The organism is Arenimonas sp. (assembly GCF_035312645.1).
Taxonomy (GTDB): domain Bacteria; phylum Pseudomonadota; class Gammaproteobacteria; order Xanthomonadales; family Xanthomonadaceae; genus Arenimonas.
Genome location: NZ_DATGBO010000140.1, coordinates 1 through 14110, shown reverse-complemented (window position 1 = coordinate 14110; position 14110 = coordinate 1). Strand labels below are relative to the sequence as shown.

Annotated in this window: 8 protein-coding genes; 3 read left to right on the top strand and 5 right to left on the bottom strand. The window is 59.5% G+C overall.

Annotated elements, in window-relative coordinates; all coding sequences use genetic code 11:
* The first annotated feature begins 26 nt into the window (after positions 1-26).
* Positions 27-1427, top strand: coding sequence for a sigma-54 dependent transcriptional regulator (locus tag VKM35_RS12475; protein ID WP_324321347.1), 1401 nt, complete (start codon positions 27-29; stop codon positions 1425-1427).
* Entirely contained in the window at positions 1424-2803 is a 1380-nt protein-coding gene (locus VKM35_RS12470) for a sensor histidine kinase (protein WP_324321345.1), read from the top strand. Before VKM35_RS12475 ends, VKM35_RS12470 begins: the two co-directional genes overlap by 4 nt.
* A gap of 91 nt (positions 2804-2894) precedes the next feature.
* On the opposite strand, the gene VKM35_RS12465 is transcribed toward VKM35_RS12470, so the two are convergent.
* Positions 2895-4766: a tetratricopeptide repeat protein gene (locus VKM35_RS12465; protein WP_324321343.1), complete on the bottom strand. Its 1872-nt coding sequence runs from the start codon at positions 4764-4766 to the stop codon at positions 2895-2897.
* Between the two features lie 696 nt (positions 4767-5462).
* Between VKM35_RS12465 and VKM35_RS12460 the strand changes: the two genes are divergently transcribed.
* Positions 5463-6077 (top strand): sce7726 family protein, encoded by a 615-nt coding sequence (locus VKM35_RS12460; RefSeq protein ID WP_324321342.1) that lies wholly within the window; start codon positions 5463-5465, stop codon positions 6075-6077.
* Here VKM35_RS12460 and VKM35_RS12455 read toward each other — a convergent pair.
* From VKM35_RS12455 to VKM35_RS12440, 4 genes are all read right to left on the bottom strand, one after another.
* Positions 6074-7117, bottom strand: coding sequence for a beta family protein (locus tag VKM35_RS12455; RefSeq protein ID WP_324321341.1), 1044 nt, complete (start codon positions 7115-7117; stop codon positions 6074-6076). The genes VKM35_RS12460 and VKM35_RS12455 overlap by 4 nt on opposite strands.
* On the bottom strand, positions 7114-7650 hold the full coding sequence (locus VKM35_RS12450; protein ID WP_324321340.1) for an ImmA/IrrE family metallo-endopeptidase: 537 nt from the start codon (positions 7648-7650) through the stop codon (positions 7114-7116). The genes VKM35_RS12455 and VKM35_RS12450 overlap by 4 nt, the downstream gene beginning before the upstream one ends.
* Positions 7631-8470: a hypothetical protein gene (locus tag VKM35_RS12445; RefSeq protein ID WP_324321339.1), complete on the bottom strand. Its 840-nt coding sequence runs from the start codon at positions 8468-8470 to the stop codon at positions 7631-7633. The genes VKM35_RS12450 and VKM35_RS12445 overlap by 20 nt, the downstream gene beginning before the upstream one ends.
* Before the next feature lie 542 nt (positions 8471-9012).
* Positions 9013-14016 carry an RHS repeat-associated core domain-containing protein gene (locus VKM35_RS12440; RefSeq protein ID WP_324321338.1) on the bottom strand — a complete coding sequence of 1668 codons (5004 nt, stop codon included), beginning with the start codon at positions 14014-14016 and terminating at the stop codon, positions 9013-9015.
* Between the last annotated feature and the right edge of the window lie 94 nt (positions 14017-14110).

The following is a 14110-nucleotide window of genomic DNA, read 5'->3' as shown; positions in this document are numbered from 1 at the left end:
TCAAGGCGTCGCACATCAACACCTCGATGGAAGTCTCCCGCAAGCAATGCGTGCTGATCGTCGACGATGACGGTTCGGTGCAGGTTTCGCTTGCCCTGTTGTTGAAGCAATCGGGCTTCGAGGTGTTGACCTGCGACGACCCGAAGCAGGTCCTGCCCCTGCTCGCCGCCAATTCGGTCGATCTGGTGCTGCAGGACATGAATTTCTCACCGCAGACCAGCGGCGAAGAAGGGCTGGCCCTGCTGGCGGCGATCAAGGAACAGCATCCGGTATTGCCCGTGCTGCTGATGACGGCCTGGGGTTCGATCGCCCTGGCCGTCAAGGGCGTCAAGGTCGGCGCCGCCGATTTTTTCACCAAACCCTGGCAGAACGCGCAGCTGATCGATCTGATCCGGACCACGCTGGAACTGGCGATTCCGCGTTCGCCAGCGCGACTGGATCGGCGTGCGCTGGACAGCGAATTCGATTTCGCCGGAATCATCGGCGAGCATCCCGATCTGCTGAAAGTATTGTCGACCATTGGCCGCGTGGCGAAGACGCGGGCGCCGGTGCTGATACTCGGAGAGAGCGGTACCGGCAAGGAACTGGTTGCCGATGCGATCCATCGCAACAGTCCGCGCGCCGGCAAGCCCGCGGTCAAGATCAACATGGGCGCGATCACCTCGTCGTTGTTCGAGAGCGAGATGTTCGGCCATGTCAAAGGCGCGTTCACCGATGCCAGAACCGATCGCAAGGGACATGTCGCCAGTGCGAACGGCAGCACCTTGTTCCTCGACGAAATCGGCGAGTTGAACCGCGCAGACCAGGTAAAACTGTTGCGCGTGATGCAGGACCACAGCTACCGACCGGTGGGTGCGAGCGCTTCCGAGCAGGCCGACATCCGCGTTGTCTCGGCCACCAACCGCGAATTGGCGGAGCTGGTCGCTGCCGGTGAATTCCGCGAGGACCTTTACTATCGCCTGAACCTCATCACCATTCGTTTGCCGGCCCTGCGCGATCGCCGCAGCGACATCCCGCTGATCGCCGCGCGACTTATCGCCGATCTGGAGAGCGAGTACGGATTGGGCAACGTGTCGTTGGCACCCGCGGCGATGGAATGGCTTTCCGCGCAACCGTGGCCAGGCAATATCCGGCAACTCAAACAGATGCTGGAACGTACCCTGCTGCTGGTCGGAAAGCGCGTGCTGGAGCAGGCCGATTTTGTCGCGGCCGAACACCGCGATGCCGACGCCGGCCGGCCCGGCCCCGTTGTCGGCGTCGATGGCATGACGCTGGAACAGGTCGAGCGGCACATGATCGAGAAGGTTCTCGAGCAGCATCAAGGCAACATTTCCCGCGTCGCCCAGGCGCTGGGGCTCAGTCGCGCGGCGCTGTACCGCCGGCTGGAAAAACACGGCCTGACCGGCGACAACGAGGACGCCTCGTGAGCGTGCGTCGCCGCCTGACGATCTATCTTGTCGCCGTGCATCTGGTGTTTTTCGTGGTGACGCTGCTGCTGTATCGCGAACAGCCCATCGTCGTCGTATCCGTGGAAATCTTCCTGGTGGCGAGCGTGATCGGCGGAACGATTCTCATCGAGCGCGCCTTGCAACCGCTGGACTATGCACGGCGATTCCACGAACTGCTGCAGGACCAGAATTACGCGGCGCGCCTGCAGCAGGCGCCCAACGACGAGTTGGCCGGAATCGTCAGCCTGTTCAACGGCATGCTCGAAGCGCTGTATCAGGAGCGGCTCACGCTCGGCGAGCAACGCGGATTCCTCGACCGCCTGCTCGAAGCCACGCCCAGCGCGGTGGTGGCATTCGATTTCGACGGCCGCATCAGCCTGATCAACGCCAGCGCGATGTCGTTGCTGGGCCTGGCCCGTCCGGAAGGAAAGACACTGGCCGACTGGCAGCAGGGCAACGGCGAATTCGACACGCACCTGGATGCGGCAGGCCGATTGCGCACCGTGGACATGCTTGCCCAGCTCGATGCCTTGCCGTTGGGCGAAAGCAGGCTGCTCAGCGATTCCGACGGACGTCGCTATCGCTGCCAGCGCAGTCATTTTTTCGATCGCGGTTTCGCGCGACACTTTCTGCTGATCGAAGAGCTGACCGAAGAGCTGGAGAGCTCGGAGAAAGCGACCTACGAAAAACTGGTGCGCGTGCTGGCCCATGAGGTGAACAACACCGTGGCAGCGACCGGCTCGGTGCTCGATTCACTGCTGTTCTATCAGCCGCAACTCGCGCCGGCAGACAGCCTCGACTTCAGCACGGCGATCGACGCGGTGAAGCGGCGCAATGCCAGCCTGGGCGAGTTCATCGAACGCTTCACGCGCGTGGTAAAAATGCCGGCAGCAGAGCCCGTGGCTACCGATGTCCGCGAAATGATGGAGGGCATCGTGCAGCTGTATCGCGAGCCCTGCCGCAGCCGCGGCATCCGCATCGCCTGGCTACGCTGCGACGATGTTCCGGCGCAGGCGCTGGACCGCAACCTCATGGAGCAGGCGTTGCTCAATATCGTCAAGAACGCCATGGAAGCCGTGGCGGTCACGATGCAGGAAACCGGCAAGGCGGACGGCCACATTAATCTCGAACTGACCCGGGATGCGAACCGCATCAGGCTGTCGGTGATCGATTCCGGCGATCGTCTCGGCGAGGTTCCCGCGGGCCAGATATTCACTCCGTTCTTCACCACCAAGAAAGGCGGCCAGGGCATCGGCCTGCTGTTCGTCCGCGAGGTGTTGAACCGACACGACTTCCCCTACCGACTGGCCAGCACGGGTCAGGGCGAAACGCGGTTCGACATCTGGTTTTCATGAGTGTGGCCATCGTCGAGAGTGGGACTCGACGGAAAGCACCACCGTGTTCAATCACGTTGCGGCGCTTGAGCTCAACCGGAAGACCCACGGCTTACTTGCAGACATAATTCCCTGGCGCCAAGCGCTGGCAGTCGTCCGGCGGGCCGTACTTGTCCCACGACTCGGTGAAGCCCTTTTCCTTCAAAAGCATTGGAAATTCCGGCAGCGCGCGCATCGACTTGCCGGCCGGGCTCCACATCAGGGCATAGATATCGCTGCTGTCGCCGATTCGCGTCGTGCGCAGTAATTCCAGCGCTCGGCGGGGTTGGCCGAGCAGAACCATAACCACCGGGATCTGCCCGGACACTTGCGCGTGCGGCTTGGCCAGGTACGCATCGAGCACGGCCATCGCCCGCGTTTTCGCCGCGGCATCGCCGAACATGCCGGCGGAAAGGATCTCCGGATCGCCGGGCGGAAGCCGGCGCAACAAGTTTCGCGAACCATCGGGCCATTGCCGGATCGCCGTCGCGGTATCGCCGCGGTCGAAGGCGACAAAGGCCAGCTCGCGGTCGGCAATCGCCAGGCCATTGGAGCGTGCGCGCTTGAGGAACTGCTCGGCATGGTCCAGATCACCCGCATTGCGGTACATGATGCCGCGCCAGCGCAGCACGTTCGGCATCATCGGATCGATCGCCAGCGCGTGGTCGAACAAGGCGATGCCGCGTTCGCGGTAACCGGACTCGATCAGGCTCAGGCCGTACCAGAAATTGCTGGTGACGTCGTCCGGGTCCAGCCGCAGCGCTTCGTCGAATTCTTCGCGCTCCTGTAGATGGCCGTTGGCCAACTCGCGCCAGGACAGCCCCATCGCCGCATGCGGCTCGGCCAGGGTCGGATCGAGTGCGAGTGCGGCGCGCGCGTGCTCCAGCACTTTCTCGTGCGCCTGGGTCGTATCGACATCGTTGTAGGAGGAGAGCACGACATACAACGCCGCCAGGCGCGAATGCGCGCGCGCGTACTTCGGGTCGAGCTTGATCGCCTGCTCCAGGTCGACGATCGCGTCCGGGAAACGCGGACTGTCGCGGCGGTCGAAGATGGCGGTCGCCTGCAGGTACAGCGAATAGGCTTCCGGGTTGCTGGTGCTCACTGGCACCAAGCGCGTCTTCTGTTCGCCCTCGAGCACGACCTGCAGTTGGTCGGTAATCGCGCGCGCGATGTTCTCCTGCAACGCGAACACGTCCTTCAAGTCGCCGTCGTAGGCATGCGACCACAGGTGGGTGCCGTCCGCGGCGTTGATCAGCTGGGCGGTGATGCGCACCTGGTTGCCCTGCTTGCGCACGGAGCCTTCGAGCACGTGGGCAACGCCGAGCGCCTTGGCGATGGCGCGCAGGTCCTCGTTGCGGCCCTTGTAGTAGAACGAGCTAGTGCGCCCGGCGACTTTCATATCCTTGACCTGCGCTAACGCATTGAGGATTTCCTCGGCCATGCCATCGGAGAAATATTCCTGGTCATGGGTTGGACTCAGATCGGTGAATGGCAACACGGCGATGGACTTGTTGTTGGCTGCTAATGCGGCAGCGCTTGCCGACTTCGTGGCGGCGGATGCTGTCGCCGTCGCAACCAGTGCCGCCTCGCGCCTTGGTGCCAGCACGAATTTGTCGAAACCGAGATACGCCAGAGCCAGCAGCAGCACGGCGACGATCATGCGTTCCATGCGTCGTGCCGTCTGCGGTGCGATCGATTCCTCCGGCGTCACCTCGGCATCGCGCTTCAGGCCTTCCGGCGTCAACTCGAATACCCAGGCGAATATCAACGCTGGAATGAAGCCGATTGCCAACAAGATCACGACACTGCGCGGCAGCCATTCCGGTGCGCCAAACATCGGCAGCACCGTGCTCGCCACTTGCACCAGCAACCACGCGCCGACCAGATACAGCCCGGCCATGCGGATGACGTTACGGCGCTTGAGTTCGGCGATGAACGACATGCGGTCACCCTAGTGCCGCGCGTGGCTGCGCGGCGTCCCCTGTCGGGATCATGCCAGAAGACGGGATGGGGGCGCGCCGGCCGCCAAGGCGCACGAACATGAGTGTTCGGCGATGCGGATCGGCAAACTCCCTCGCTCCGGAGAGTCACCGGTTTGTTTGGTGGGCCCACCAGCCCCATTTAGACTAGATGGAATGCCTTTGGCTATGCGCTTTCCGCCATTCTTTCCGAGATAGATGCCCCCAAAAATGCCCCTCGATATAAGTGCTGGATCACAAGGCTCGCAGCGGTTTCTGCGAATTTTTCCGAGCACATGATGCAACCTTTCTCATACGCGGTGAGGCTATGAGACACGCCGACGGCCTATTGATTCCTCTCGTTGCATGCAGACATGCCCGCGCAAAAACTCCGCAAGGAATTTTTGATTCGGCATCAGCCTCCGCCGTCATCGTGAAGAGGCCCGATAGCCGTGAAAATATAGAGCGGTTGCAAGTCTTGCGGTTGAAAAGCGCAATGAGCAAATTTTGCACGCTAGTTCACTGGTCGGGAAATTCTCGACGGTTGGATTCTAGCCAAGGGCTGCGATCGCCATATCGGCCGACGAGGCGAAAGCACGATGGCGCAAACTGAATGGTGTTGCCTGACAGCCGCGTGACGCCTTTTCGTAGTGACTTGGAGCTGAGACAATGGTAGCGCGATGAATACCGCCCGTGACGAGAAAGTCCGAATTCTCCAGTGGTTACTGCCTCAGCTCGAGGACAGCGAAATTGTCGCGTCTGAGCTTCCTTTTGACGGTGTAAGGAGGAAAGCCGACCTAGCAGTGATCTCTTCAGAGCGCTTGCGGGCAATTGAGATCAAGGGACCACGTGACAATGTCCGCACCTTACCTGCTCAAATTGACGACTACCTAGAAGCATTCTTGGAAGTCGACGTCGCTGTGGCTTCCAAATTTGTCCCGTTCGTCCGCGAGCAATTGCCAACCGCAGTGGGGATAATCGAACTCGCTGAGGATTTCGTGATTCGGCGCCGGCGAGCATCGATTCACGCCGCGCTTTCGTCATCCGGCGCGCTCCAGTGGCTCCACTCGAGTGATTTGCGTCGCCTCCTCGCAGGCTCGGAATACAGATTCATGAGTCTCGTGGAGCTCCGTGCGGCAGCGACCAGGGTTCCCAAGTCAAAGTTAAATTCTGCCGCGTTGGCCGCGGTTTTTAAACGAAGCGAGGCTCGATACAACGCCTTTTTGGATGAGCGGGCAGAGCGACTAAACCACGATGACATCGCGGTATTGGAGACTCCTCAGAAAATCCGCTAAGTGAGCCTCTCAACCTGTCTCGTAATGTGCAAGTTGACACGTACAGCTATCCAGTGAGCCGGGCTCCTGCCCTGTGGGTTGCCAGCGGCCGCATCGCGTATGTTTGCGTCTGCCCAGCACCCTATCGGCTGGTACGCGGGATCAGCAAGGGCCAGCCTTGCCGCATAAACATATCCGCCGGCGTCGCGGCGGTAGCGACGATAGTAGACTTCACGAGGAAGGGGCACGTCCACACGAGGGACCCAGTTCGTTACCGTTCCAAGCATGTCCGCAGGGTGGATTAGACCGTAGTCTCCGTGGACAACGTCCGCCAATGAAGTGGCTGACTTCACGTCCTCCGAGAGGGTTACTTCGAGCAGGGGAAACTTTCCGTAGTCGTCGCCACCATAGTCAGGGAGGACCACGCTGCTGGGAAAACTGCTGGCTGCAACAGCCCTGAGCAGCGGCTTTGCAAATATCTGCAAGGTTGCCTTCGCATCCGAAGACATGGCTGGAAGTGACCCGCGGGTGACATAGCCACCGTCGCAAATAACGATGCAGCGTTCGAGCGAGCCCAGCGTGGCCACCAGCAGCGCGGCGAGCTGCAGCGCGTGCTCGTATCCTGGAGGAATTCTGAAGGCGATGTAGCCGCTGTGGTGGATCAATGCCGCGGCCTGAAGCGCGACGCTGTTTGGATCGAATGGATCAGTCAGATGCACCACAGGGACGCAAGTCAAAGGCAACTGTGTCGCGACAAAGGCGCGCCAATTCTGAAAACTGTTGGAAGGATCCAAAAACCCGTCAGTTTCAGCGCTGGAGAGAGCCTCCATGGAAGTCACGTCTGCGATAAAAAAACGATCCCCCAAGCCTTCCTTTACCTTGGCAACACAGACAGCTACTGCTCCATTTGGATTGGTCTTTGTTCGCCGTGACTTGGTGAACTCGATGACCGGAAGAATTGAATCTTTCACCTTGTCCGATAACTCAATAAAACCCTTTAGCTCTGCATCCCTCGAGCGGACAATGGGGACATATCTCTTTTTATCCAACTTGACCGTCACGTGAGAGAGTACCCGAGCGAATTTAGCCGAAATCTCATTGCCAGCGAAGAGACGTTGAACTCGTTCGCTAGGTCATTGAGACCTCGACTGCCATTGCGCACAGAGCTCACAACCGAAGAAGTCGGCATCAATAGCTCCGCCGCGAACTGATCGGCCTCCCGTTCCATGGGCGCCGGATTGTCATTTCGTCGCGCGAAGGTTCTGTCCTTGAACTCTCCCTGCTGGTCGCGATGAAGCACGAAATGTGCGATCTCGTGAGCCAACGAAAATCGCTGCCTGACCTTGTGGTGATAGGCATTGACGCCAGCCACCCAGCGGCCATTGCGACGTTCTAAGAAGCCAGACATGTCATCACCCATAGGCTCTCGCACAACTTGGATATCCAAGAAAGCCGCCACGCGATCGATGTCGAGGGGGGGGGTCATAAGGTCGACATTCGCCAGTGCGCCCTGCAGCTCTTGAAGAGTACGGAGTTCGCCTCTGTCCAAGAAGTACGTGCTTGGAGTACGAGTATTAAGTTTCACGATCGCCATGTTCGCCCTCCCTGTCGATGTCTGGATTTTGGTTTTGGCCAGATTGTGGCTCTACAGTTGAATTTTGCGCTTGGGTGGCTGCTTGGTCAGTGAACGGCTCCGTAGAACCTCCCCTCGGGGACACTGGCATTGGATCGACAGCGGCAGCTTGGGGCGATTCGTGGGACGGCGCGCCAGGCGACGGGCCCGACGATTCTCCGCTGGCAGAGGAGCCGCCTGCATCATTCTTCCGCTTGCCCACAATGTCATCCAAATCCTCGACGTACCTCTGCAGCGCTTCCAATGTGTCGTAGATATCGCCCCCCTGAGTTTCGATCTGCTTCGCGACAATCGCGGCAACCTTTGCCTGGAAGTCTGCTCCGCCAACTACGTCCATCGCGATCTTTTCGACCTCGCGCTGGGACAACCAACGAATCGTCACGAAGGACAAACCTGCAATCAACGTCAACAGCAGCACGAGCAATGTGATAACCGTCTCATAAAAGGACGTCAGGGTGTCGAGCTGCCGGCCAAATGCTTCGGCATCAATCGTCGGGCATTGCAACGCCGCCTGAGGCGCAGGGGCCGGCGGGCATTGAATCACCTGGACCCAGTGGGCTCCAGGCTCACTCGATGAAATAGCAGCGGCGACCGGCTTCGCAAAAACCAGCGCCAAAAGCAGCAGGCAGAGTACTACCTGCGCAACCGTGATTCGCGTGGCTCTACTCATCGGTACAAGCGCCTTCTCCAGTGCCCACGCAGATTCGACGCCACAGTCTTCCCACGGACTGAGACGGAGTGCTGAGAGATAGTCAATATATTGCCAAGCAAAAGCAACCATTCAGCAATCATTGCTAAATTGCTTGCCTACGTTGGCCGGCCTATTTGCATAGATTGAGATTGCCACTCGGCACAGCTTGCTGACCGCTTCGGCCCGGGTCAGGAGTACAGAGTGCTTCCGAGTGGCCGGGCCAGATTGACCCTTGCGGTCATAGGGTCATATCGGAAGACTACCCGTGAGCGCGTCGGATTTTTCTGGCTGACTGACGAGATGGCTGGGGGCGACTCATTCCACCTTCTGTACTTCCGTTTCTCGTTGTTACTCAGAAATAACGGGCCTGCCTGCGTAGTACTTCCTTACTTTTTCAACTATTTCCAATTTCTTTTCAGCAGAAATCACGTCAGATTGGCCATCAGGCCGCTCGTGCCAACTGCAAAGAGATGAAAGTTTTATCACTGTTGTTCTCGAAAAAAAACCCGGGCCCGGAACAATCCAAATTAAGGCGATGAAGCCATTGTCCTCATATCTAAGAGACTCGCGATCAATCCAAGCGAGTTGAGAACCGTCTTCAAACATCATTCTGTTTCGGAGGGTAGTCATTTTTACGGAACAACTTTGTATGGAATGCCACGCCATTCTAGTATCTTTTTCTCCACGCTTAGCCAAATAGACCCCTCGGCGGTCCCCACTTTAATCGCTGTGCCAGTGGCGTTCCCAGCGAACGTCGCAGAAGCCGCCTTCCAAAGGGGATAAGGCACCCTTTTGCCAAACGTATTCAGAACCGAGCCAATCGGTGTTCTTTCGAGCGATATACCAATTCTCCCCGCTCTCGCCGCATTCCCGGCTCCCGACCAGAAAACCGTTCGACTTCCACCTACCAATCCTGCAGTCCAAGTTGCGCCAATACCGATCGCGTAGCCGCCATATTGCCCGTTGCTAAATGCCGTTGAATGTTCATCAGCCGACTCCAGCCCAAGAAATCCCCAGATAGAATCCTGCGAAGCAAATCCAAGTGTAGTGACCTTAATAACGCCACTTGCTGTGCCAGCGGAGCCATTTACCAGCCAAGTGGGCGCAGGATTTGCCGCTGCAGTTGCGGAAGCCCACGTTGTGAAGCTTCCCCATTGGTCATCGGTCGCATCTTCTTTCTCTTTTTGTTTTTTGCGTTTGCATTCAATAATGGTGCCGCAATCTTTGCCGGAGTCAGTTTTGCTGCCAGCTCCCTTCGTCTCTCTCCCATCGGGGTCTGTGAAGCTAAATGGGTTGTTGTTGGCGTACCAATAGCTATCGAAATTTGCTCCGCTATTGGGATCCGCCGCCACCGGATCCACACTCAAAAATCTCCCAATCTGGGGATCGTAGTAGCGCTGCTGGGCATAGGTCAGGCCCGTCGCCTGATCCATGACATGGCCGGTATAGCCGGTGCCGTCCACTGCGCCGGTATAGGCCTCGCCAAACGGCGCATAGCTGTGCCGTGCGACCACGTTACCAGCGGCATCCGTCTCCGCCACCGGACTGCCCAGCGCATCGGTATGCTGATAGCGAATCGTCACCGCGCCCGTATTCCAATTCCAGGCGCGCGTGGCCACCTGCGTGTTGCCCAAATAGATGTAGCTCAGGTTTTGGCTGCGACGACCTTCGCCGGTGAACAACACCTGCCCGCTCTGACTGTAGATCCAGTACATGGCGGTGTTGTTGGAATCGGTGGTCTGCACGCGCCGGCCCTGGCCGTCGTAGCGATAGGTCTGCTGGCCAGTGACCTGGCTCATACGATTTGCGCTATCGAACACAAAGGCTTGGTTGACCGCACTCGCGCAACCCGCCGCCGGCACGCTGGCGCAGCCCGCACCAGGTGTCTTACCCGTGGTGTTGCCCTGGGCGTCGTAGCCGAGCGTGAACAGCGTGGCGCCGGCCGGCTCCTTGATCGTGCTCAGACGATTGCTGGAATCATAGTTGTAGCGGAACTGGCGGATGCCCTGATCGGCACTGCGGATATTGTCGAGCGGATCGTAGGTGTAGGTGGCATGCACCCACTGGTTCGGCGCATCCGCCACCAGCAACCGGTCGAGCCCGTCGTAACCAAGAGCGCGCGTGCGGTTCTCGGTAGTGGCTGGCGTGGCATCGGTCAGGCTCAGGACATTGCCATTTTCATCGAAGGTGTAGGTGTCGTCGAGAATCTTGATCGAGCCGTTGAGATCCTGGCTGTGCGCCGGCAACTTGCGCCCGTTCTGCGCCATCGTGTGCGCGATGCCGTTGCCGTAGCTGAAGTCGCTGATCGCACCGTTGGGATAGTAGTGAATGGCGCTGGCATAGGTCGCGCCGCCCGTCGCGCCCAAGTCGGCGACCTGTGTGGCGCGCCCCAACGCATCGGGGGTATAGCTGACGGTACGCCCGTCCGGATAGGTGAGCGCGCCCAGATGGGCATTGGCGTTGTAGCCGTAGCCCAAGGTGTAGGTCGTCGTCCCATTGACCGAGCTCTCACTCTCGAGCAGGCGACGCTTGTCGTAGCCGTAAGTGGTGGTGACGGTGTAGTTGGTCGGAGTGCCCGGGTTAACTGCTGCCAGGCTTTGGACCAAGCCATCGAGCTCATAGGTCGTGGTGAGATCGGCTTTGCCACTTGGTGTAGTTACCGTCGTCACGCGATTCATCGCGTCATACGCGCGGGTAATCTTCGGGATCGAATTGGCGATGACATCCAAGCGATCAGCCGCACAGCTCGCTTGGACCGTGCTGGTATAGGCCGTGCCTTCCGCACTCCAGACTATATTTCCAGCGGCGTCATAGTTGACGATCGCCGCACCTGATTCCGGGTTGATCGTCTTGCATAGGCGCTCGTTGTCGTCATAGACATAGCTGCGCGTGGCCGAGAGCGTGCTGCCGGCATATGTGCCGCTGCGGGTCACGCTCAGCGGTTTGCCCAAGGACGGTTGCCGGGCGATGGTGTTCGTCACGCCTTCGGGCAGACTGATCTGCACCGGGCTGTCCGTGCTCGGGCTGTCGAAGACCTGATAGCTGGTGGTCGTCTGATTGCCACGTGCGTTGGTGCTGCGCGTCTGGAAGCCGGCCAGGTACTCGGTGGTGCTGATAAGCACGGCCGGCGACGGATCGGTGTCTTGCTTGCTCTGTATGACCCGACCGAGCGCGTCATAAACCGTCGTCATGCCCTTCAGACTGTCATTGACACTGGTGAGGGTGTCGACGGCATAACTGGTGAACACCGCTCGACCCATCGCGTCATAGCGGGTGACGATAAAACTCTTGGTAGCGGCATTGGCGGTGTCTTCGGCCAACGTCAGCACCGGATGTAACTGGGCATCGTAGAAGGTGCTGGTTCGGCCATTGCCGGTCTGCACGACCTGCTTCCAATGGCCCGCAGGCAACCCATATTCGGCGGTGGCGACGGGGGCGAAGCTGCGCGTGGTGTCATTCCAGGCCACGGTATCGCCGACCGGATAGGTGATCCGGTTCATCCGGCCCATGACGTCGTAGCCGTAGTTGGTGTCGGTATGCAGTTGATTGGTGACGCGGGTGATCGACCCTATCGGGCTGATGAGCGCGGCGAGCGTGGTCGTGTCCGGGAAGGTGATGCCGCCGGGAATACCGCGACTCCAATTGTTCAATGACGTCACGTGCCCCAGCGGATCGGTGACCGAGAGCAAGGTGCCGTCGGCGTTGTAGGCCAACGTCTGCTGCAACGCGCCGACGCTGTAGGTGCGGATCGGTAGATCGGACGTCGCGTCGTAGTCGGTCTGGCTCATGACCTTCCCGGTGGTCACGTCCGTCACGGTCGCCACCCGGCCAATCACCCACTTGGCGGTGTCGTGGCTATAGGCCTTGGTCTCGGTGCGGCTGTAGCCCGATGCCGGGCCAGCGAGGCCTGCACTGCTGCGGGTGACACTGGTCGGATTGGCATAAACATCGAAGCACAGCGCACCACTGCAGGTGTTATCGACCTGCCAATTAAAAGTCACACCTTGCTGCGTCGTCGTCCGCGTCTTCACCGGCAAGCGGCGTTCGCTGGAAAAGGTCTCGCCCTGCGTCACAGGCCCGGTCAAAGGATTGACGCCTACCCGCACCACATAAGCAGGTGCTGGCGTGACAGGCACGTAGTCGCTATCGGTCTCGGTGTAGAACACCGGCACCGTCGTCGTCGTGGTGGTGGGAGAGCTGTCATCGGCCAAATCGCAGTAACGCGGATTGCACGTCACCGGCGGCGTGCCGCCACTACTTGTCGTGGTGGTGGTCATCACACCCTGCATTTCTGCTAGCAACAGGGTTTCATCGACGTTAGTGGTGATACCAAACACACGGCGAGAAACGCTGTTATCGGGAGAGACTTCATCGGTGAAGATTCGTCCGGGGCAGGCACCGGCCTGACACGCGGCTTTGGCTTGATCGAGCGATGGCGAGAAGGCGTATTTCCACGTGCTCGTTGTGAGCCCCGGGCCCGAGATGGTTTTCTGGGTAATGCCCAAAGGATTGAACCAACCATCCGATCCGCCCAGTTGGAAATGCGGTGTAAAGCTAAAGTCGACGCGCGCCCCCGCAGGGTGCACGACATACGCGGTGTAGGTGCCGAAAACGCCTCCCCCCGATCCAAAGCAGACCCAAGGATCGTTCGTGGGGTTGTCGCAGGAGCCTGGCTGAAGCTCCATCGCATTGAGGCTGGCCAAGCTGTACTGCCAAGCACTGCTATCGGGCAAGGTAACTTGGGTCAGGCTGCCACTGGTGTACGTGTACAACCAAGTGCGCGTGCCATCGGTGACGCTGCTGACGAAACCCTGCGCGTTGTAGCTCAGGGTGATCGTACGATCCGCCGTGGTGGTTCCGACCGGACCCGAGGTGATGGTTTGTAGGCGCGCAAAGGCATCATTCGACCAGGTGTACTGCACCCAATTGCCGAAACGATCCTCGATGCGCGTGGGCAGCATCAGGTATTCCGCGCGGTAGGTGTACTTGGTTTGATAGTGCGAACCATCAAGCTCGATGGTGTTCGTCACATCGTCGACATTGCGCTTGGTCAGCCAATTGAAAGTGTATTTGCTGCCATCGGGGGCGATCGCCAAAAACGCTTCGCCGCCGGCACTGTTCGCGGTGGCCGACAGACAGGAAACCCACCAACTCTGGTTGGTCGTCCAGTGGTAGGGGCCGCCGGTGGTCGGTCGCTGCGTGTTCGGCAGGCTGGCCAAGAGCAGGCTCTGATCGCCGCCCGGCAAATGCATGTTGTAGCCATGCCAGTACTTGTGCGCGCCCATGTTGCCGGCGCCAGCAGAGCTATCCACCGGCGGCGCGCCGTTGGCGGCGGAACCATCAGCTTTGACTTGACCGACCACGCTGCAACGATTCTGCGGCGTGGTCGAATCGACGATCCAGCCCGCTGTCTGCGTCATCGTCGTGCTGAGGTACGGGACATCGAGATCCCAGTCGCCAAAGGCACGTTGCACGGTGCCAAGAATCTCTGGCGGTGTACCGGTTCCCTTCGTCACGGCGCGCTGGTGATTGCCTTCCACCGTGTAGAAGCGACCAACGGCGACACTGAGGCCGCTATTGCCAGGAATGCTGACATCGGTCGCGTTGAAGCTGGTTCCGCCGGTGTAGAAGTTCACGCGGTCGCCGGCGAGATCGTTGCCGAGGGCACCGATGTCCTGCGCGGACTTGATCTTCTTGTCGTATTCGGTCTTGTAGTCAGCCGCAATGGAC

Excerpts from the sequence above, each read along its gene's own strand:
- VKM35_RS12475 (WP_324321347.1), top strand. The coding sequence starts at position 27 with ATGGAAGTCTCCCGCAAGCAATGCGTGCTGATCGTCGACGATGACGGT.
- VKM35_RS12465 (WP_324321343.1), bottom strand. The coding sequence starts at position 4,766 with ATGTCGTTCATCGCCGAACTCAAGCGCCGTAACGTCATCCGCATGGCC.
- VKM35_RS12460 (WP_324321342.1), top strand. The coding sequence starts at position 5,463 with ATGAATACCGCCCGTGACGAGAAAGTCCGAATTCTCCAGTGGTTACTG.
- VKM35_RS12450 (WP_324321340.1), bottom strand. The coding sequence starts at position 7,650 with ATGGCGATCGTGAAACTTAATACTCGTACTCCAAGCACGTACTTCTTG.
- VKM35_RS12445 (WP_324321339.1), bottom strand. The coding sequence starts at position 8,470 with ATGGTTGCTTTTGCTTGGCAATATATTGACTATCTCTCAGCACTCCGT.